Raw genomic sequence first — 20,490 nt, forward strand, 5'->3', positions numbered from 1 at the left:
CTAGGCGCAAGCTTTTTATTGATTGTATGTCCCTTGTTTGACAGCACGTACATGGTACATGCTCACTTCAGTGTTGATCAGATAGTCAGGCTTTGGTTTGCCTTTGTTTGCTTTATGACCGGCGATATGCGCATCGCTTTTTTCCCATTGCTTCCAGTGATCCTCTGATTCCCAGCGAATCATGACAACAACTTCTTCATCACCGCGGCGCACATTTTTCTCAAGCACTGTCACATCAATTAAACCTTCTTGTTTTTCAATGATTCCTTCAGCACTGAAACGTTCTATGACTTTATCTGCAAAGCCTTCTTTAACCGTCATTTTTCTCAACTGTACAAACATTTGTCTCACTCCAATCATTCTCACATATGAATAATTGTAAATGAAATTCATTCTCAATGTCAAAGAAAGCGCAGGACGGTATCGAACCGCCGTGCGCAACAATTTATTCTTTTAATAAAAATACATTTCCGTCTTCGTCCTTAAATTGAACGAAGGTGCCCCACTCCATTTGATTGGGCTCACCGAGAAATTCTACACCGTTTGTCTTCATTTTTTCGTATGTACCGAAGATGTCTTCACATTCAAACACGATAGAAGCCTTCATTTGCTCAGAGCCTTTCATCATGGCTTTCGGGTAAATGACTAAACGAGTCTGAGCACCTTTTGGCGCAACCTCCAGCCAGCTTGCTTCAGGTCCCATCGGGTGGTCGGCTGCAATATCAAAGCCTACCTTCTCAGTCCAAAATTGTTTCGCTTTCTGCTGGTCTTCAACATATACAGCTACAGTGCCGATTTGTTTGATCATAGGGAAACCTCCAAGTTGCAATGATAATTATACTATAACCTGTTTACGGCCGAAGTAACATAAAAAAATCAGCCGGGAAGGCGGCTGATTTTTGATTAAAATGAGCAGCTCACAACATCGATCTGATTTGTGTCTAAGGCGAAATAAACCCAGCGGCGCCGTGAGGACTCCCAATAAAAGCCGCCGACGGATCTTCTGCCAAGGATAATCGGGTAGAACCAAAATGAGCGGCCATTGGTTAACCAAACATAGGTAAACCGGAAAAGGCAAGGACGAATGGTGATTGGTTCAACTAACAAAACGGCCCCTTGAGAACTCTGCGGTTTTGGGGGTTTCGCTGGTATTTGGGAAGGAGGAGGTCCCTGCGGCGCACCGCCGAATCCTGGAACGGCACCGCTGCCAATACCGGGGCCGGAGCCGCCGCCAAAGCCCGGAACGACACCGCTACCAATACCAGGTCCGGAGCCGCCGCCGAATCCCGGAACAGCGCCGCTGCCAATGCCAGGCCATGGATAACGATATTCATATTCAAAAGCAGGCCAAGGCTCATAAAAATGCCCCGCAAACATATAAGGATCAACATAATACATGTGATATCGTCCTTTCTCATTGTAAACTGTACACTGCAGTTTATGCGGGCGGACTCTTATTGGTGCATTCGCCTATGTATATGAACTGGAATGCGCTCAGAGAGCAGATTCATTTGATTTTTCCCTAGTCTTATTCACAATTTCGATTTATCATTTTATAATGAAAGTGCTTCTATTACGAAAAAGGAGACAGACCGTGAATATCGATCAATTATTATATCAATATATCATAGACAACACTGCGGATATTACTGAGAAGTGGTTCAGTTTACGCTGCCAGCTAAAAGGGGATCTATATTCCGCCGACCATTTAAGTGAAGAAACGAAAACGCTTTTAACCGAGCAGCATACGTTTACCAATATAACAATCGCAAGCGCATTTCTGGAGGATCAAACCGATTTTCAAGAAAATATGGCGAAATGGGCGCAAACCGTTGCGAAAAACAGGGTAGAGCAGGATGTTCAAGTGCATGAGGTCGTAGAAGCCATATCCAATTCTAGAATCTCATTCTGGGACGCAGTCGTCACATTTATAAAAGAGAATCAGGAGATCGTCACAAATGAAGATGCAGACCGATGGAACCGCATTGTGAATCAGTCGTTCGATAAGCTGATTATTGAATTCTCCGAGCAGTACCAAAAATTCATGCTGATGAGGCTTACATCTCAGCAGGAACTGATCTCAGAGCTTGGCTGCCCGGTCATTTCCATTGCCGATGGAATCGGGATATTGCCGCTTATCGGCTCAGTTGATACAAAACGGGCACAGATCATTTTAGAAACAGTGCCGGTCCGCTGTGTCGAGAGAAAAATCACAAGCCTCGTCGTTGATCTTTCGGGTGTTCCGATTGTGGATACCATGGTGGCGCAGCAATTGTACAACCTGTCTAAAACACTTTTCTTATTAGGCGTCAAAGCCGTATTTTCAGGGATTCGCCCGGATGTGGCCCAAACATCGATTCAATTGGGGCTTGATTTTAGTGAATATGAAACGTACGGCACGCTGAAGCAGGCATTAGAAAACATGGGTGTCCGCTGTACTGTTGAGGAATTGGAAGAAAACAAATAGGAAGTTTCCAGGCATATGATTGTCCGTCACCGGGTGATCATATGCCTTTTTGATTTGAACAGAAATCACCATTGATTTATCAAAAAAAACATAATATTATAATTCTTATAAGAATACTGTGAATTAAATCCTATTCAACAGGGGGTAAGGTCTTTTGGTTTCAAAATCAACGATTGATCCGGAAGTGATTGAAAAAATAATCAGCTCACTGGAAACACTCGATTTCGGCACCGTTCAGATTACGGTTCATGATTCTCAGGTTACCCAAATTGAGAAAATAGAAAAGCACCGTTTTTCGCTGAAAAGGAAAGAATCGAAATGACAACGTAAAGGGCGTTTGTTTTCATTAAATTCTCCTTAAAACATATACATATTTCATCCAATTTTTATATAATAGACCTTTAAGATCATTTTTTAGGAGGATTTTTGACATGCAAGCTACGGTTCACGAGAGTAAGCAATCGATCATGCAACGCATTTTGACAGTCTTTGTCTTCACTTTGCTGATCGCGACTGTCGGCCTTTTTATCGGCCAATTTGTTCCTGTCGCTTTGATGCTGCCGCTTTCTATTCTTGAAGTGGCGATGATTATTCTGGCCTTCTGGATGCGCAGAAGAAAAGCGGTCGGGTATGCGTTTGTATATACATTCGCGTTCGTTTCCGGCATTACCTTATTTCCAATCGTCAGCCATTACGCTTCCATCGCCGGCGCCTATGTCGTGCTTGAAGCCTTTGGTTCTACATTTGTCATTTTTGCCGTCTTAGGCACAATCGGCGCAAAAATGAAGAAGGATTTATCCTTCCTGTGGTCATTTCTGCTGGTAGCGGTGCTCGCCCTTGTTGTGGTTGGCATTTTCAACATTTTCAGCCCGTTAAACTCAGCGGCGATGATGGCGTATTCCGTGATCGGAACCATCGTCTTTTCCCTTTACATTTTGTATGATTTGAACCAAATCAAACACCGCCACATTACGGAAGACTTAATTCCGGTTATGGCGTTATCGCTGTACCTTGACTTTATCAACTTGTTCATCAACCTGCTCCGCTTCTTCGGCATTTTGAGCAGTGATGATTAATGAAAAAGCGCCTGTCTTTGGATAGGCGCTTTTTGTCATACACAAAAAGGATGGTGGAGTCGTGCGTCTGTCATTTTGTCAGGCGTGCTATTGAAGGAGCCTTTTGAGCTTGTGCACATTGCATGTGTCATCGCGGCATATTGTTACGGTCATAAAGAAAAAACAGCCGAATGCGTATCGGCTGCAGAAGAAAAGATGCTGTAGCTTGTCCTAGTGGGACGGGTTTTTTAGTCTTTAAATACGCTCAGCCTTTCAAAGAGATCACCAAGCATCTTCACGAACATGTCTTTTTCCTCGTCGCTGTAGTTTTCCATGACAGCGGATATTTTGCTGAAATGGCCGGGCAGAAATTGCTCAAGGCGTGCTTTGCCTTCCGTTGTCAGTTCAATGCTGATTTTTCGTTTATCCTCTGTGTGATGCCTGCGGCTGACAAAACCGTCTCTCGCCAGCCCGTCCAGCAGGCCTGTAATCGTCGCTTTCGTGACATTTGACTGCTTGGCAAGCTCTGTCGGACTTAGCCTATGATCCTTGGCATCAAAGAGCAGCATCAGGATTTTGAATTTTCCTTCTGACAGCCCTCGGCCAGCAAAGTAATGCTCCATCACATGATTCATTTTTTTTGAAATATCAAATAGAGACAAAAACAATTCAAGAGAGCCGGCGTCAATATTGGCATACGTTTCGGCGTGTTCTGTTATATGCTTATATTTCGGTAAATGTTTTAATTCCATCGCAATTAGCTCCCGTAGATCCGTTGTGACACGATTATAAAGGAGGGAAAACCATAACGCAACTTGGCTTGGAGATGATTGACAGCTTTTCTTAGGCCATAGTAAGGTAATGTAGTTAGGTGCCTAACTAATACATATAGAGCTGAAAAGGTGGTTATTTATATGAAACATATGTTAATAGCAGGAGGCGGAATCGGCGGCTTGTCAGCGGCCATTTCTCTCCGTAAGGCAGGGTTTTCCGTCACCTTGTGTGAAGCGGCTTCAGAAAACCGCAAAACAGGAGCGGGAATTCTCCAGCCGCAAAACGCGCTGGCGGTCTTGAAAGAACTGGGCGTATTCGAAGAGTGCTGTAAGCACGGCTTTCAAACAGAATGGTTTAAAACGTTTGATGAACAGGGGGATTTGCTGTTTCAAGTCAGTGAATCTTTTTTAGACGATTCACTTCCGGGACGCAATAATATCCTGCGCAAAACGTTAAATGACATTCTCATGAAGCATGCCGAGGCAGCGGGTGTAGACATCAAGTGGGGGAAAAAGGTTGTCGCTTATGAAGAAACAGCTGAATCGGTCACTGCCGTATGTGAAAATGGAGAAAAGCTGCAGGCTGACATTCTGGCGGGCTTTGACGGCATTCACTCCGCTATTCGCGATATAATGCTGCAAAAGGAGACGGAAAAAGAGCATCTCGGCATGGGAGCGTGGCGCTTTTATATTGAACTTCCTGATTTTACATTTGAGGACGCGACATTGATGTACAGAAGCGGAGATACACAAATTGGCGTCGTGCCATTGGCGGAACACGCTGGCTATATCTTCGTCCTCCAGCCTTGCACGAGCGATTACTGGGATGAGGAAGATACCCGGTTTGATAGAGTAAAAGAGATTCTTTCTGGTTTTCCGGGGCTGGATTTTGTCACAAAACACATGTCAAAACAGCATCCTGTCATCTTTAACAAACTGGAGCAGGTCGCCGTGCAGGAGCCATGGCACAAAGGCCGTGTTGTCATCGGCGGAGACGCCGCCCACGCCGGTGCGCCAACCCTGGCGCAAGGAGCGGCAATGGCGATCGAGGATGCCATCGTCCTCGCCGAAGAACTCCAAAAACACGCCGACCACGAAACAGCATTACAGGCGTACTACAAAAGAAGAGCCCCAAGAGCGCTCAAAGTCCAGAACCTATCCTCAGAAATCGTCCGCCGCGGGCTGAAAGGAGAGCCGGGAGCGGAAGAACTGATTGGGGAGTGCTATGCGGTGTTGAGGGAAGAATATTAAATAGGAAAAGTCCAGAAAGTGATTTCTGGACTTTTTTGTTTAGAAAGACACAAGTGTTTAACTAAATTATCTAGAAATTGATAACAATAAATGATGTAAAATCATCCGGTATTTGGTAAAATTAAGTCAAAAAATATAAGTTTCTGTTAGAATATCATTATGTAAAATAGGGGGACATTATGCAAAAGTGGATAGGTAAACGCCCTACAATAGGTCAAAAAACCTTAGTAACAAAGTATGAAAGATTATTACAAGAAGCAGAAATCGCAACCTTATCGTCGCAGGAAAGCGTTCTAAAGATTATCGAAGCTGAATGTGATAAAAAAAGTGGTAGAGAATTAAAAGGAGTATTAGCACTTACTACACAATCCATTTTCTTTGTTTCCAAGCACGAACAGATGACTTATGAATATTCACAAATTAATGATATTGAAGTAAGGACTAATGGAAAAGATAAAAATAGTTGGATTTTAAGCCTTAAAATAGGCCATTCAAAACGTACATTCCATGATATTAAGAAAAACGATGATAGCCAAGAATTTATAGAGATTTTAGAATACATAATAGCTAATCAATCAAAAGAAATTCTAACGACAGTTACACATGATTTTGATTATTTTTTACATGCTGAAAAATTAATTGATTTACAAAATCGAAATGTTAAAATTACTTCATTTCTAATGAAGAGGGACAATCTAAATCTGTCGAAAAATGGTGAACGATTATTGCGTGAAAAACATAAAGGTGCTTCCTTGATAGCGGAAGGCTTTTTTCAAGAGGATAGACAAAGTAAGGGTAATTTTATTGTACTCGACAATCAAGCGGTGTACTTATATGAATTTAATAATAAAGAAAGAAAAGCCAAACTATTAAATAAGTGGGATTTTAAATATTTTTCTCATGCGGTTATTGATCGATTTGCAATAAAAACAGTTATCAATGTTACGGAGACAGGAAAAAGTTTAATTATAAATCTATCTGGCAAAGAATTTGTTTCTATTTTAAATGATGCAAATATTCCCCTACAGCAGAAGAAGAGGAAATGGTATCAAAAAATACTAGGGTTCCGAAGTGGTAAGTGGTGGAAGAGAGCTATTGCTTCATTGGTTTACCTGCTAATATTACTGTTAATCTTTAACGCATTTTTTGGAGAAAACGATAAAGAAGCTAATTCTGTAAAATCAAGTGATAAAACAGCTGTTTCAAAGAACGAACAAAAGGAAGAACAGACAGAAAATCAAAGCAAACATGAAGATAGTGAACAACAAGATAATAAGAGTAAGCAAGAAGAAAAAGCAAAAAAGCAAGCAGAAGAGAAACGTAAGAAAGAAGAAGCGCGACTAGCAGAAGAAAAACGCAAGCAAGAGGAAGAAGCGCGATTAGCAGAAGAAAAACGCAAGCAAGAGGAAGAAGCGCGATTAGCAGAAGAAAAACGCAAGCAAGAGGAAGAAGCGCGATTAGCAGAAGAAAAACGCAAGCAAGAGGAAGAAGCGCGACTAGCACAAGAAAAGCGTAAGCAAGAGAAAGAGATACAACAAGCAGAGGCACAAGAACAACAGACGAATGTCTATTACAAAAATTGTACCGCAGCACGGCAAGCTGGTGTTGCACCTATCCATTCTGGTGAACCGGGATATGCAAAACATCTTGACCGTGATGGCGATGGAATTGCTTGTGATCGTTAATTCATATATGGTTATTTAAAGAAAGAGAGAATACTGGAATATTCTCTCTTTTATTATTTTCAACAAACGTTAATCGTCATTTATATTTTTCCCTTTTATCCGCTCAATCACCTCATGCAGCCCCTCAGGTTTATAAAACTCCACCGGAGAACTGCCTTTCTCAAACGAAATCGTCTCGGCTTCAATCAGCGCGACATAGCGCCCGTTTACTTTTGCGAGATGAATGGAATCGCCAAAATCCGCTAGCAATCCTTTAATCTCTGTTTCTCCGACTTTCATTTTCAGCTGGGCCTCTGGTGTGTGCTCGATGATTTGGGCGGTGGCTTCGATCACTTGATGGGTGTCGAGGCGCTCTTGGATTTCCCGTTTTTCGCTTGCTTCCCAAATCTCAATGTCGTGCTCGAACTGCTTGAGTTCTTCGCTGTTGTCTTCAAATGTCTCGTAGACGTGCTCCTGTACCATGTTCATGACCTGATTTTTCATGATTTCCGGCATTGATTCTCCGTACTCGACGAATTTCAGAAAGTCCTCAAAATAGCGGGCGTGTGAGGCCTGGTGGATTTTCAGTTCACCTTCCTCGATCATTCCTTCCTCTGGCATGTACGGGTATTGGATGCTTTTCATGTTTTTTGTCGTGATCGCCATTTCGACTTTTTTAATGAGAGAAGACGCGTCAGAGATGCGGGCGACCTTCGGCTCAAAATCACATTTCATAATGAAGACAAATGACTCGTCAAAGTATTTTCTCGGCACGGCCGAAGCGACGAGGAACACACCGCCGCGGACTGCACTCGTGTCGAGGTACGTGCGGACGAACTGCTCGCTCAGCTCGTTAAAGTCCTCTTTTGTTTCCGCCAGGCGCGCACGATTGAACATGTTGTAGTTCGGGTTGGAATCGAGCTCGTGGCCGGGCTCGACGATAAAATGGCCGATTTTCGTCGGCACCTGCTCGGACTGCGGATGGCGGTCGGCTTTCCGTTTGACGATTTTTTTCAGCTCCCCGTCGAGAAAGTCCTTCAGCTCGCTTTCTTCAAATTCACCCGTATCAAGGGTCTGGAAGTGCTTGAACTGCTTGTTTGCCTGCTCGTCCTTGCCTTCCACCTGTATGACATAAAAGGATAAAAACCGAATTTCAAAATCCATATATGAACTCACCTTATTCGCGTATTGTACAGCTTCTCAAGTATAGAAAAAACAGCGATCATGCGTCAATTGGGAGAATGGAATAATCATGACCATGAAAGGGAAATGTAGTCAAATAGAAGGCATTTCATACGGAAAGGAATGGTTCGATGAAGGAAACAAGCCCGATTCCCCAGCCGAAGACGTTTGGGCCGCTCGGCAATTTGCCTTTAATTGATAAAGACAAACCGACGCTTTCGCTGATCAAGCTAGCGGAAGAACAGGGTCCGATTTTTCAAATCCATACACCCGCGGGAACGACGATTGTGGTGTCTGGCCATGAATTGGTGAAAGAGGTTTGTGATGAAGAACGGTTTGATAAAAGCATTGAAGGCGCCTTGGAGAAGGTTCGCGCGTTTTCCGGTGACGGATTGTTTACGAGCTGGACGCATGAGCCTAACTGGAGAAAAGCGCACAACATTCTGATGCCGACGTTCAGCCAGCGGGCCATGAAGGACTATCATGAAAAAATGGTTGATATCGCTGTTCAGCTCATTCAAAAATGGGCCAGGCTCAACCCGAATGAAGCAGTCGATGTCCCGGGAGATATGACCCGGCTGACGCTCGACACCATTGGGCTGTGCGGGTTTAACTATCGCTTTAACAGCTACTACAGAGAAACGCCCCACCCGTTTATCAACAGCATGGTGCGGGCGCTTGATGAAGCGATGCACCAAATGCAGCGGCTTGATGTTCAAGATAAGCTTATGGTCAGAACAAAGCGGCAATTCCACCATGATATCCAAACGATGTTTTCGTTAGTCGACAGCATTATTGCGGAGCGCAGGTCGAATGGAGACCAGGATGAAAAAGATTTGCTTGCCCGCATGCTGAATGTGGAAGATCCGGAAACGGGGGAAAAGCTCGACGACGAAAATATCCGCTTTCAAATCATTACGTTTTTGATTGCCGGCCATGAAACAACGAGCGGCCTGCTGTCCTTTGCGATCTACTTTTTAATGAAGCATCCTGACAAACTGAAAAAGGCGTATGAAGAGGTCGATTGGGTGCTGACTGACGCAGCGCCGACCTATAAACAAGTTCTCGAGCTGAAATACATACGGATGATTTTAAATGAATCACTGCGCTTATGGCCGACAGCTCCGGCTTTTAGCCTTTATCCAAAAGAAGACACAGTCATTGGCGGGAAGTTCCCGATCACGACGAAGGACAGAATTTCTGTGCTGATTCCGCAGCTTCATCGTGATCGAGACGCTTGGGGAAAGGACGCCGAGGAATTCCGGCCGGAACGGTTCGAACATCAGGACCAAGTGCCTCATCATGCGTACAAACCGTTCGGAAATGGGCAACGGGCCTGTATCGGCATGCAGTTTGCCCTTCATGAAGCCACACTTGTGCTGGGCATGATTTTAAAATATTTCACGCTGATTGATCATGAGAATTATGAGCTTAATATCAAACAAACCTTAACGCTCAAGCCCGGCGATTTTCGCATCAGGGTTCAAAACCGTCATCAGGAAGCCATTCATGCTGACATCCAGGCAACAGAAAAACCGGGGCCTGATAAGCAAAAAGAAGAAACGGAGACAAAGGGCGGATCGGTCATCGGCCTTAACAACCGCCCGCTTCTCGTGCTGTACGGCTCTGATACCGGCACCGCAGAAGGCGTCGCCCGGGAGCTTGCGGATACAGCCAGTCTTCACGGCGTCAGGACCGAAGTGTCACCCCTGAACGATCAGATTGGCAAGCTGCCGAAAGAGGGAGCGGTTGTTATTGTGACCTCGTCCTATAACGGAAAACCGCCAAGCAACGCGGGACAGTTTGTCCAGTGGCTCCAAGAAATCAAACCGAGTGAGCTTGAGGGCGTCCATTACGCGGTATTTGGCTGCGGCGACCATAACTGGGCGAGCACGTATCAAGACGTGCCGAGATTCATTGATGAGCAGCTTGCGGAAAAAGGCGCGACTCGGTTTTCTAAGCGCGGAGAGGGAGATGTCAGCGGTGATTTCGAAGGGCAGCTTGATGAGTGGAAAAAAAGAATGTGGGCAGACGCCATCAAAGCATTCGGACTGGAGCTTAATGAAAATGCCGATAAGGAACGAAGCACGCTGAGCCTTCAGTTTGTCAGAGGGCTGGGCGAGTCCCCGCTGGCCCGATCGTATGAAGCGGCTCACGCATCCATTGCCGAAAATCGTGAGCTTCAGTCCGCGGACAGCGATCGAAGCACCCGCCATATCGAAATTGCATTGCCGCCGGATGTTGAATATCAAGAGGGCGACCACCTTGGCGTATTGCCAAAAAACAGCCAAACCAATGTCAGCCGGATTCTCCACAGATTCGGTCTGAAGGGAACCGACCAAGTGACATTGTCGGCAAGCGGCCGCAGTGCGGGGCATCTGCCATTGGGCCGTCCTGTCAGCCTGCATGATCTTCTCAGCTACAGCGTCGAGGTGCAGGAAGCAGCCACAAGAGCGCAAATACGTGAACTGGCGGCATTTACAGTGTGTCCGCCGCATAGGCATGAATTAGAAGAACTGACAGAAGAGGGTGTTTATCAGGAACAAATATTGAAAAAACGAATTTCCATGCTGGATCTGCTTGAAAAGTACGAAGCATGCGACATGCCGTTTGAACGATTTTTAGAGCTATTACGTCCGTTAAAACCGAGATATTATTCGATTTCAAGCTCTCCAAGAGTGAATCCTGGGCAAGCATCAATCACAGTCGGTGTCGTGCGCGGCCCTGCGTGGAGCGGCCGTGGCGAATACAGGGGCGTGGCATCAAATGATTTAGCTGAGCGTCAAGCCGGTGATGATGTCGTGATGTTTGTCCGTACACCGGAATCCCGGTTTCAGCTTCCGGAAGACCCTGAAACCCCAATCATTATGGTCGGACCGGGAACGGGAGTAGCGCCATTCCGTGGTTTCCTTCAAGCCCGTGAAGTTTTAAAGCGGGAGGGGAAAACGCTCGGTGAAGCTCATCTCTATTTTGGATGCAGGAACGATCGTGATTTTATATACCGAGATGAGCTTGAGCAGTTTGAAAAAGACGGTGTAGTCACTGTCCATACAGCTTTTTCCCGAAAAGAAGGCATGCCGAAAACATATGTCCAGCATCTCATGGCTGAACATGCAGAAACATTAATATCGATTCTTGGCCGCGGAGGCAGGCTTTATGTATGCGGTGACGGCAGCAAAATGGCCCCGGATGTGGAGGCGGCACTTCAAAAAGCGTATCAGTCTGTTCATGGAACCGGGGGACAAGAAGCGCAAAACTGGCTGAGTCATCTGCAGGATACCGGTATGTATGCCAAAGATGTCTGGGCAGGGATATAGATAAAGAAGACTGGAGACATCCAGTCTTTTTTGTCCTTTCGAAAAAATGGTGATCGCGCTAAACATTAGTGCATACAATAACTTCAGTCCGCCGGAAGAGCGGGCTGTCTGCAAAACCTATTTTTCGTTTTTGCTAGTTTATGTTATTCTTATACTCGGTATCTATTTCTTTTTTCAAAGGCACACATGACAAAAGAAAACCTTTTTTTATTTCTGAGGAAAAAAGTGAAACGAAATGAAGGTTTCTTTCGTCCAGTGATTGGTTTCCAAATGGTTGTAATAAAAATGGTATGGTGCAAAACATAAATATTCCGGCTTGCCGCGGTGTATTTATTGTTGTGTGATGCCTTGATTTTGTTTGGAAAGAAGAAATGAGAAGGCAGGATATAAAGAGCAGGTAAATATGAATGAAGAACTTAAAGTGTTTAAGAAAGTAGAGGTTGCCATGAAGAAACTTTTTTCTTACAAACTTAGCTTTTTTGTGCTGGCTGTTATACTGTTTTGGGCAAAAACGTATTTATCCTACAAGACTGAGTTTAATCTTGGGGTAAAAGGCACAACCCAGGAGATCCTCCTGATATTTAACCCATTCTCAAGCGCCGTCTTCTTTTTAGGACTGGCTTTGCTGGCGAAAGGGCGTAAATCAGCCATTATTATGCTGATTATCGATTTCTTGATGACATTTGTGTTATATGCAAATATTTTATTCTATCGTTTCTTTGACGATTTCTTGACGTTCCCGAACATTAAGCAATCCGGAAACGTTGGAAACATGGGAGACGGGATTTTCAGTATCATGGCCGGTCATGATATTTTCTATTTCTTAGATATTATCATTTTGATTGCCGTATTGATCTGGAGACCTGAATTAAAAGAATACAAAATGAAAAAACGCTTTGCATCTTTAGTGATCCTTTCCGGGGTCGCACTGTTTTTCATTAACCTGCACTATGCGGAAAAAGACCGTCCGCAGCTGCTGACAAGAACGTTTGACCGCAATTATATCGTGAAGTATTTAGGTCTTTACAACTACACCATTTATGACGGTGTACAGACGGCTCAAACAGAAACGCAAAGAGCCTATGCAAGCAGCGATGATTTAACAAGCGTCGAGAATTACACAACGTCTCATTATGCGAAACCGAACACCGAGTACTTCGGTGCTGCAAAAGGCAAAAACATCATTAAGATTCACCTCGAAAGCTTCCAGTCATTCCTGATTGACTACAAGCTGAACGGTGAAGAGGTAACGCCTTTCTTGAATAAACTTGCGCACGGCGGAGAAGATGTGACGTATTTTGATAACTTCTTCCATCAGACAGGCCAGGGAAAAACATCTGACGCCGAGCTGACAATGGATAACTCGATCTTCGGCCTTCCAGAAGGCTCCGCGTTTGTGACGAAAGGCGAAAACACGTACCAGTCGCTTCCGGCGATTTTAGACCAGAAGGAAGGCTATACAAGCGCCGTCCTGCATGGTGATTACAAATCGTTCTGGAACCGTGACCAGATTTACAAACATATCGGGTACGACAAGTTCTTCGACGCAAGCACGTATGATATGTCAGATGAAAATGTCATTAATATGGGACTGAAGGATAAGCCGTTCTTTACAGAATCGATTCCAAAGCTTGAGTCTCTTAAACAGCCGTTTTACGCGCATTTGATTACATTGACAAACCATTATCCGTTTAACCTGGATGAAAAAGACGCGTCTCTTAAAAAAGCGACAACTGGCGATAACACAGTTGATAGCTACTTCCAAACAGCGCGTTACCTTGACGAAGCGCTTGAGCAATTCTTCAAGGAGCTGAAGGAAGCCGGCCTATATGACAACTCAGTCATTATGATTTATGGTGACCATAACGGTATTTCAGAAAACCATAACCGAGCGATGAAAGAGATTCTTGGAAAAGAGATCACAGATTATCAAAACGCACAGAACCAGCGTGTGCCGCTGATGATCCGCGTTCCTGGCAAAAAAGGCGGAGTGAACCATACGTATGGCGGCGAAATTGACGTCATGCCGACACTTCTGCACTTAGAAGGAATTGATTCTCAGAAATATATCAACTTTGGTACTGACTTATTCTCTAAAGACCACGACGATACAGTGGCATTCAGAAACGGAGACTTCGTAACGCCGAAGTACACATCAGTCGACAATGTCATTTATGATACGAAGACTGGTGAAAAACTGAAAGCGAATGAAGAAACGAAGAATTTGAAAACAAGAGTGAACCAGCAGCTGAGCCTTTCAGACAGTGTCCTGTACAAAGACTTGCTGAGGTTCCATAAACTAAATGACTTCACAGCCGTTGATCCGTCAGACTATCATTACGGCAAGGAAAAAGAAATCAAATAAGATGAAAAAGAGCCTTGAGCGGGCGCATTGCCTTCGCTCAAGGCTCTTTTTTTGGTTATACAACCAACTTGAAAAAATAGATTCCATTTGGTCACCAAGGCCGTCTTTCTCTCATATCATTACAGTAGATTTTGAAACCGGTATTGAAATCGGACAAATTATCGGGGAAATGCCTTGATGGATTGTAAAGATGTACCAGGTTTCGAACTCAATATTCATAGAGATGAGGGGTAGAGATGAAAGCGGTCATTCTCTGCGGCGGAAAAGGAACGAGAATGAGTGAAGTCACGAATGACATTCCTAAACCGCTCGCCATGATAGGCGGCAAACCGATTCTATGGCATATTATGAAAATCTATCAGTACTACGGAGTAAACGAGTTTATTCTGCTTTTGGGCTATAAAGGCGAAAAAATCAAAGAATACTTTCTCGACTATGAATGGAAGCACAACAGCCTGACACTCGACAGCGCTACGGGAGAGGTACAGATGCTAGGGCAGCCTGAAACGTGGAAAATTACGTTTTTGGAGACTGGGGAAGATACGCTGACAGCCGGAAGAATCTTGCAGGCGAAAGACTATATCGGTGATGAAACATTTCTGCTCACCTATGGGGACGGGCTGGCCAATATCAATCTTTTCCATCTCATCAGCTATCATCAGACAAAAGGTGCTGCCGCGACTGTCACCGGCATTGACAAAGTCTCGCAGTTTGGCACCTTGACGGTTGAGGACGGCATGGCGAAAACATTTTCTGAGAAGACATCAAGTGACGGAATCATCAATGGCGGATTCTTCGTTCTCAGCCCGAAGGTTTTCGATTATTTGCCGAAGGACGGGAACACAATGTTCGAAGATGAACCTCTGAAGAACCTTGCCAAAGACGGAGAGCTTGCCGTGTACCGCCATTATGGATTTTGGACGGCCATCGATACGTATAAAAACCTCTTAGAAGTCAACAAGATGTGGGATCAAGGACAACAAGTATGGAAGGTATGGTGAACCGATTTGAGTTTCTGGAAAAATAAAAACGTATTTGTTACAGGGTGTACAGGTCTTCTAGGAAGCTATTTGGTGAAAGAGCTGATCGAACAGGGCGCAAACGTGACGGGGCTTGTCAGGGATCATGTGCCCCAATCCAATCTGTATCAGGGAGACCATATCAAGAAAATGAACATCGTGCGGGGCTCTCTTGAAGACTTGGCTGTCATTGAACGCGCGCTTGGCGAGTATGAGATCGACACTGTCTTTCACCTCGCTGCACAAGCGATTGTCGGGGTGGCAAATCGCAACCCGATTTCTACCTTTGAAGCGAATATTCTCGGCACATGGAATATTCTCGAAGCCTGCCGCAAGCATCCGTTAATTAAGCGGGTCATTGTCGCTTCAAGTGATAAAGCTTACGGCGATCAAGAAAACCTTCCGTACGACGAAAACATGCCGCTGCAGGGCAAGCACCCGTACGACGTCTCAAAAAGCTGCGCAGATCTGATCAGCCACACCTATTTTCACACGTACGGGCTTCCGGTCTGTATTACGCGCTGCGGAAACTTATACGGCGGCGGGGATTTAAACTTCAACCGCATCATTCCTCAGACGATTCAGCTTGTGCTGAACGGGAAAGCGCCGGAAATCCGCAGCGACGGCACCTTTGTCCGGGACTACTTCTATATTGAAGATGCCGTTCAGGCTTATTTGCTTCTTGCGGAAAAAATGGAAGAAAACAATCTTGCCGGAGAGGCCTTTAACTTTAGCAATGAGATCCAGCTGACCGTCCTTGAACTGGTAGAGAAAATATTGAAGAAAATGAACAGTAATCTGAAACCTAAGGTGCTGAATCAGGGAAGCAATGAAATCAAACATCAATATTTATCCGCGGAAAAAGCGAGAAAGCTGCTGAATTGGACACCGGCCTACACCATTGATGAAGGACTTGAAAAAACGATTGAGTGGTATACAGAATTCTTCAAAAAGTAATGTGAAACGAGGTGAACATGACTGTGGCCAGCGCGTATTGCACCGTTTTATCAAAAGGAAGATTATATCAGGCAGTCGCTTTGTTTAAGTCGTTAGAGCAAGTTGATCAAGACAGTCCCATTTTTACGCTGTGCATGGACTTAGATACGCACCGCGTGTTACAGAAGCTGAAAATGAAGCAGCTGAACCTTGTGCCGGTGGCCGCTCTTGAAAATGAAATGCTTCTAAAGCTGAAGGAAACTAGAGATCAAAGTGAGTATTGCTGGACGATGAAGCCGATCTTTCTGCAAGCTGTGCTGAACAGCAATCCCGAGCTGGAGCGTGTGACGTACATTGACGGGGATCTCTTTTTCTACGCAGATCCATCACCGATTTTTGAAAACCAGCCGGACTGTTCGGTGCTGCTTTCGCGGGGGGATATTGTCATTCCTTCTTTTGGGAAAGAACAGATTGACATGCTGCAGCGTCTTTTAGGCAGATATAATTCCGGGTTTATCAGTTTCAAGCATGATGATGCAGGCACGGATTGCTTGGAGTGGTGGAAGGAACGCTGTCTTGAGGAATGCAAAAATGCGCCGGGTGAAGGAAAATTCGGTGACCAGGGCTATTTGGATTATATGTCTGGGCTGTTTCCGAATGTTTGTGATATTACGACACCCGGCGTGAACATTGGTCATTGGAATTATGGGCAGCATACGTTTTCGTGGGAGGATGGCCGGATCGTGCTGGAGGATGGCAGCCCGCTGATTTTTTATCATTTCAGCGGATACCGAATCGTCAGCATCAATGAAATCAAACAGATTCATGAAACAACCCGCACAGACCTGCCGTTTGTGCATGAACTATATCAAAAGACACTGCCGCATATCATTGAACATATCAAAACATTAGACCCTGAATTTAACGGTTTTGCTTCAAAAGATGACAACAAATAAATGAGTAAATACAGGAAGTGAAATGAAGTGAAAGCAAGCGTTATTATTCCTGCATATAATTCAAAGGAGCGTCTTTATAACAGCCTTCTGTCATTAAACCAGCAGGAGTGTGATGAAGAATTCGAAGTCATTGTAGCGGACAATGGCTCTGAGGACGGGACGCTCTCAATGCTTGAGTCATTTCAAGCGGATTTTCCGCTGATCTTTACCCGGATTAAGGAAAACAAGGGTATTGCGTACGGTCGAAACCAGGCGCTGCGCAATGCCAGAGGAGATATCCTGATTTTCCATGACAGCGATATGCTTGCGGCAAAGGACCTTGTGGCAAAACATATTAAAGCCCATGAGAATGAAGAGAATCTCGTTGTGTGCGGGTTGTTTTGGAAGCGGATCTACAGTTTTTATTATGAACGATTTGAAGAAGAACATAAGGAACAGCTCGCAAAGCTCACAGATGAAATGCCGAAAAAAGACAAACAAAAGCTGCTGGAGGAAGCGGACATTAAAAACGGAAGCTTTCTTGATAAAAGCTTTGACCTTAATACCGACTTTATTGACGTGCTCAAGGAGATTTTAGATGAGTACGGAGATGATCTGGAAGGCTATCATATGCCATGGCGCTTTTTCATCACGAATAATTCCTCTGTTAAACGCAAGCATGTAGTTGACCTCGGTTTATTTGACGAGGGCATTGTGCGGTACGGGTTTGAGGATTATGACCTCGGGATCAGGCTTCATCAGGCCGGATTGACCTTCAGGCTTCGTCGCGATATTGTCAGTGTTCATCAGGAACATCCAAGCAATTGTAAGTCTGTAGACGATATTCGGGCAAACATTGCCTATATGTGCGATAAATACAACAATATCCGCTCCTTAGACGTTCATCTTGCATTTAATGGGCCGTTCCCGCCTGACATGACGAACAGAATCATGACTGATATTCAAAAGCTGCTGGAATCACAGAAATATGATATGCTGCTCAATCTATTTCTTGAGCTTCTGCATGTTGTTAAAGAGCGCAATATTGATCCGGATTGGCGAAAGAAATCCCCAAGGGTGACGGCGAAAAGCTTTGATTTACAAACTGTCCGCAAGCTTCTGCCAAAAGCGAAGAAAAAGCTAGGCGTGAACGATTTTGCCAACGCGCTGTATGCGCTTGTCAACGATTTGCTGCACGTGGATCTTAGATCATTGGATGTGGTATAAGTGAGTACATTTCATTTTTCAACGATAGTGTCAAGGACACATATCTTTAAGCTCATGCCTATGATTCATTCTCTCCATGAGCATTGCGATGATTTCCATTTATATGTGCTGTGTGTCGACCAAAAAGCGTACGAATTGCTTCAGCACGTTCCATGGGAGCATGTCACCTTTGTGCAGCTGCATGAAATGGAAGACCCGGAGCTGCTGAAAGCAAAAAGCAACAGAACGTTTCATGAATATTGCTGGACGTTAAAACCCGCCTTTTTGTTTCATGTGATGAGCAAGTGGGATGACGCTGAATACTTTGCCCATATGGATACGGATCTATTTTTCTTTTCTGATGCGGCACGTATTTTTGCAGAAAACCCAACGGCGTCTCTGTATTTGACCGATCATCGTAACTCGCCGCGTTTCATGTCCTACTACGAGCGAACCGGACGCTTTAACACAGGCTTTGTCGGTGCCGGTAATACAAAGGAAGCATATGAAGCGGTATGGCAGTGGAGACAGGACTGTATTGCATTTTGCACAGTCGAAATGGATACGGAACGAAAGACATACGGTGATCAAAGATATGTGGAGAAATGGCCGGCGCAGTTTAAGGGTGTTCATGTTGTCAAATCAATAGGAGCCAATACAGCGCTTTGGAATATCGAAAACTATAAGGTCGGGCAAAAGGACGGCCGCGTGCATATAGATGAAACGCCGCTGATTTTTTATCATTTCTCCGGGTTTACACTTGTGACAGAAAAAGAGTTTAATCTTTGCTGGTACTACCGAATTGAAGACGAAGCGACAATTGAGATGATTTATATGCCGTATATATTAAATCTGAAAAAATGGATTGATGAAATACAGTCTGCGTTTCCAGACTTTGCGGACGGATTTATCCCGAAGCACGCAGTGCCTGACACTCATTTTATACAGCTGGATTAAAAAAACCCTGCCGCTGGGCAGGGTTTTTTAGCTATGCCATTCTCTCAGCTTCTGGTCACTTGGCAATAGGAAGGCAAGGATGCCGAGGACAGGGAGAAAGGCAATGGCGAGCATCGTCGGGGTCAGTCCCGCTGCGTCAATCAGAGCGCCCAGCGCCACAGCGCCGATCGCGCCCATCCCGAAGGCAAGACCGACGGTTAACCCGGACATTGTGCCGATTTTTCCAGGAACTAGTTCCTGTGCATAGACAACCGTTACGGAAAAGCTCGACATCAGAACCACGCCAATCAATGCGAGCACACCATAGGCGAGAACCGGGCCAGCAAATGGCAGCAAAATCGCCAGCGGCGCCGAGCATAACAGCGAACCGACGATCACGAAGCGTTTTCCAAAACGGTCTGCAAGCGGGCCGCCGAGAAACGTGCCGATCGCGCCAAACAGCAAGAAGACAAAAATATAGCTTTGTGCCTGCTGAATGCTTACGTGATATGTATCCATCGCGTAAAACGTGTAAAAATTGCCGATCGCACTCGTATACCAGGAACGCGCAAAAATGAGAAATATAATAATAATAAGAGCAGATACAACAGATTTGGTGATGGCCGTGTTTTCAGCCGTTTTCTTTTGCTTGCCTGATTTCTGGGCGAGGCTGCCAAGACGTGAGGCGTACCATTTCGCAATATACATGAGAAACATAACAGCAAGCGCGGCGACAAGTGTGAACCAAACAGCGCCGAATTGCCCGAGCGGGACTAGGATCAGCGCGGTGATCAGCGGCGCCATCGCTTGGCCTGAGTTTCCGCCCACTTGATAAATCGACTGGGCGAGTCCGCGTTTTGTGCCGGCGGCCATATACGCTACACGAGAGCCCTCTGGATGGAAAATGGCCGAGCCTAATCCAATGAAAAACACACAGCATAAGATCGTGATGAATGACGGGGCGAAGGCAAGACCCAAAATGCCAAGCATGCTGGCGGTCAAACCGACTGGAAGCGCGTACGGCCGCGGCCTTTTATCGGTATACCAGCCGACGACAGGCTGCATCACGGATGACACCATGTTTAATGTGAAAGCGATGATGCCGAGCTGTGTAAACGTCAGGCTCATGGAGCGTTCCAAAATAGGAAACATGGCCGGAATCACGGCCTGCAGCGAATCGTTGAGCATATGGCAGATTCCGATAATAATCAAAATCGGATACACCGTGGTGCCGGGTTTTTGAACTGTTTTTTCTTTTAACGGGGCGGCGATAGCCAATTGAGTCTCCTCCTTACATATATAGCCAAAGCATACCATCATATTATTCATAAGGTGAAGAATTTATCAAGAGGAAAAAAGACTCTTATGAAAGAAACGCCGTCAG

At 45.0% G+C, this 20,490-nt stretch carries 18 protein-coding genes and 1 pseudogene; 13 read left to right on the forward strand and 6 right to left on the reverse strand.

The window, feature by feature from the left end; all coding sequences use genetic code 11:
- Nucleotides 1-15: 15 nt before the first annotated feature.
- The 3 genes from hmoA to BLL41_RS13480 form a co-directional block, all read right to left on the reverse strand.
- Nucleotides 16-342 (reverse strand): heme-degrading oxygenase HmoA, encoded by a 327-nt coding sequence (gene hmoA, locus BLL41_RS13470; protein WP_040083993.1) that lies wholly within the window; start codon nucleotides 340-342, stop codon nucleotides 16-18.
- Nucleotides 343-445: 103 nt separating this feature from the next.
- A complete protein-coding gene (locus BLL41_RS13475; RefSeq protein ID WP_024573448.1) occupies nucleotides 446-808 on the reverse strand; it encodes a VOC family protein in 363 nt (120 codons plus the stop codon).
- 95 nt (nucleotides 809-903) lie between these two features.
- Complete coding sequence (locus BLL41_RS13480; RefSeq protein WP_071578235.1) at nucleotides 904-1,398, reverse strand: hypothetical protein; 495 nt, start codon at nucleotides 1,396-1,398, stop codon at nucleotides 904-906.
- Between the two features lie 196 nt (nucleotides 1,399-1,594).
- On the opposite strand from BLL41_RS13480, the gene BLL41_RS13485 reads away from it, so the two are divergent.
- The 4 genes and pseudogenes from BLL41_RS13485 to BLL41_RS23330 form a co-directional block, all read left to right on the forward strand.
- Nucleotides 1,595-2,467 (forward strand): STAS domain-containing protein, encoded by an 873-nt coding sequence (locus tag BLL41_RS13485; protein WP_071578237.1) that lies wholly within the window; start codon nucleotides 1,595-1,597, stop codon nucleotides 2,465-2,467.
- A gap of 154 nt (nucleotides 2,468-2,621) precedes the next feature.
- Nucleotides 2,622-2,789 carry a YezD family protein gene (locus tag BLL41_RS13490; RefSeq protein WP_014476089.1) on the forward strand — a complete coding sequence of 56 codons (168 nt, stop codon included), beginning with the start codon at nucleotides 2,622-2,624 and terminating at the stop codon, nucleotides 2,787-2,789.
- A 109-nt stretch (nucleotides 2,790-2,898) separates the two neighbouring features.
- Nucleotides 2,899-3,543, forward strand: a complete 645-nt coding sequence (locus tag BLL41_RS13495; RefSeq protein WP_041056996.1) for a Bax inhibitor-1/YccA family protein — start codon at nucleotides 2,899-2,901, stop codon at nucleotides 3,541-3,543.
- 63 nt (nucleotides 3,544-3,606) lie between these two features.
- A pseudogene (locus tag BLL41_RS23330) lies at nucleotides 3,607-3,747 on the forward strand (DMT family transporter); the annotation flags it as partial.
- A 23-nt stretch (nucleotides 3,748-3,770) separates the two neighbouring features.
- Here the strand turns inward: BLL41_RS23330 and yetL are convergent.
- On the reverse strand, nucleotides 3,771-4,274 hold the full coding sequence (yetL, locus tag BLL41_RS13505; protein WP_071578241.1) for a transcriptional regulator YetL: 504 nt from the start codon (nucleotides 4,272-4,274) through the stop codon (nucleotides 3,771-3,773).
- Nucleotides 4,275-4,436: 162 nt separating this feature from the next.
- Here yetL and BLL41_RS13510 point away from each other — a divergent pair, with 162 nt between their 5' ends.
- Nucleotides 4,437-5,546, forward strand: coding sequence for an FAD-dependent oxidoreductase (locus tag BLL41_RS13510; RefSeq protein WP_071578243.1), 1,110 nt, complete (start codon nucleotides 4,437-4,439; stop codon nucleotides 5,544-5,546).
- Between the two features lie 179 nt (nucleotides 5,547-5,725).
- Complete coding sequence (locus BLL41_RS13515; RefSeq protein WP_071578244.1) at nucleotides 5,726-7,231, forward strand: excalibur calcium-binding domain-containing protein; 1,506 nt, start codon at nucleotides 5,726-5,728, stop codon at nucleotides 7,229-7,231.
- Nucleotides 7,232-7,300: 69 nt separating this feature from the next.
- Here the strand turns inward: BLL41_RS13515 and BLL41_RS13520 are convergent, their stop codons facing one another.
- Nucleotides 7,301-8,374: a DUF3900 domain-containing protein gene (locus tag BLL41_RS13520; RefSeq protein ID WP_071578245.1), complete on the reverse strand. Its 1,074-nt coding sequence runs from the start codon at nucleotides 8,372-8,374 to the stop codon at nucleotides 7,301-7,303.
- 149 nt (nucleotides 8,375-8,523) lie between these two features.
- Between BLL41_RS13520 and cypD the strand changes: the two genes are divergently transcribed.
- From cypD to BLL41_RS13555, 7 genes are all read left to right on the forward strand, one after another.
- The gene (cypD, locus tag BLL41_RS13525) at nucleotides 8,524-11,709 is read left to right on the forward strand and encodes a bifunctional P-450/NADPH--P450 reductase (protein WP_071578246.1); all 3,186 of its coding nucleotides are present in this window, start codon (nucleotides 8,524-8,526) and stop codon (nucleotides 11,707-11,709) included.
- Nucleotides 11,710-12,154: 445 nt separating this feature from the next.
- Nucleotides 12,155-14,074, forward strand: coding sequence for a lipoteichoic acid synthase LtaS1 (gene ltaS1 / locus BLL41_RS13530; protein ID WP_071578308.1), 1,920 nt, complete (start codon nucleotides 12,155-12,157; stop codon nucleotides 14,072-14,074).
- Nucleotides 14,075-14,310: 236 nt separating this feature from the next.
- Nucleotides 14,311-15,075, forward strand: a complete 765-nt coding sequence (locus tag BLL41_RS13535; RefSeq protein ID WP_071578247.1) for a glucose-1-phosphate cytidylyltransferase — start codon at nucleotides 14,311-14,313, stop codon at nucleotides 15,073-15,075.
- Nucleotides 15,076-15,081: 6 nt separating this feature from the next.
- The gene (locus tag BLL41_RS13540; RefSeq protein ID WP_071578248.1) at nucleotides 15,082-16,050 is read left to right on the forward strand and encodes a GDP-mannose 4,6-dehydratase; all 969 of its coding nucleotides are present in this window, start codon (nucleotides 15,082-15,084) and stop codon (nucleotides 16,048-16,050) included.
- 23 nt (nucleotides 16,051-16,073) lie between these two features.
- Nucleotides 16,074-16,985, forward strand: a complete 912-nt coding sequence (locus tag BLL41_RS13545) for a putative nucleotide-diphospho-sugar transferase (protein WP_071578249.1) — start codon at nucleotides 16,074-16,076, stop codon at nucleotides 16,983-16,985.
- A gap of 27 nt (nucleotides 16,986-17,012) precedes the next feature.
- A complete protein-coding gene (locus BLL41_RS13550) occupies nucleotides 17,013-18,191 on the forward strand; it encodes a glycosyltransferase family 2 protein (RefSeq protein WP_071578250.1) in 1,179 nt (392 codons plus the stop codon).
- Entirely contained in the window at nucleotides 18,192-19,127 is a 936-nt protein-coding gene (locus BLL41_RS13555; RefSeq protein ID WP_071578251.1) for a hypothetical protein, read from the forward strand.
- A gap of 27 nt (nucleotides 19,128-19,154) precedes the next feature.
- On the opposite strand, the gene BLL41_RS13560 is transcribed toward BLL41_RS13555, so the two are convergent.
- Complete coding sequence (locus tag BLL41_RS13560; protein ID WP_071578252.1) at nucleotides 19,155-20,384, reverse strand: MFS transporter; 1,230 nt, start codon at nucleotides 20,382-20,384, stop codon at nucleotides 19,155-19,157.
- Nucleotides 20,385-20,490: the final 106 nt, after the last annotated feature.

The organism is Bacillus sp. FMQ74, assembly GCF_001875785.1.
Taxonomy (GTDB): Bacteria; Bacillota; Bacilli; order Bacillales; family Bacillaceae; genus Bacillus; species Bacillus stercoris.

What these genes read in the sequence shown, in the direction of transcription:
- BLL41_RS13515 (WP_071578244.1), top strand. Translation starts at nt 5,726, where the DNA reads ATGCAAAAGTGGATAGGTAAACGCCCTACAATAGGTCAAAAAACCTTA.
- BLL41_RS13520 (WP_071578245.1), bottom strand. Translation starts at nt 8,374, where the DNA reads ATGGATTTTGAAATTCGGTTTTTATCCTTTTATGTCATACAGGTGGAA.
- BLL41_RS13495 (WP_041056996.1), top strand. Translation starts at nt 2,899, where the DNA reads ATGCAAGCTACGGTTCACGAGAGTAAGCAATCGATCATGCAACGCATT.
- yetL (WP_071578241.1), bottom strand. Translation starts at nt 4,274, where the DNA reads ATGGAATTAAAACATTTACCGAAATATAAGCATATAACAGAACACGCC.
- cypD (WP_071578246.1), top strand. Translation starts at nt 8,524, where the DNA reads ATGAAGGAAACAAGCCCGATTCCCCAGCCGAAGACGTTTGGGCCGCTC.
- BLL41_RS13535 (WP_071578247.1), top strand. Translation starts at nt 14,311, where the DNA reads ATGAAAGCGGTCATTCTCTGCGGCGGAAAAGGAACGAGAATGAGTGAA.
- BLL41_RS13510 (WP_071578243.1), top strand. Translation starts at nt 4,437, where the DNA reads ATGAAACATATGTTAATAGCAGGAGGCGGAATCGGCGGCTTGTCAGCG.
- BLL41_RS13475 (WP_024573448.1), bottom strand. Translation starts at nt 808, where the DNA reads ATGATCAAACAAATCGGCACTGTAGCTGTATATGTTGAAGACCAGCAG.
- hmoA (WP_040083993.1), bottom strand. Translation starts at nt 342, where the DNA reads ATGTTTGTACAGTTGAGAAAAATGACGGTTAAAGAAGGCTTTGCAGAT.
- BLL41_RS13480 (WP_071578235.1), bottom strand. Translation starts at nt 1,398, where the DNA reads ATGTATTATGTTGATCCTTATATGTTTGCGGGGCATTTTTATGAGCCT.
- ltaS1 (WP_071578308.1), top strand. Translation starts at nt 12,155, where the DNA reads ATGAAGAAACTTTTTTCTTACAAACTTAGCTTTTTTGTGCTGGCTGTT.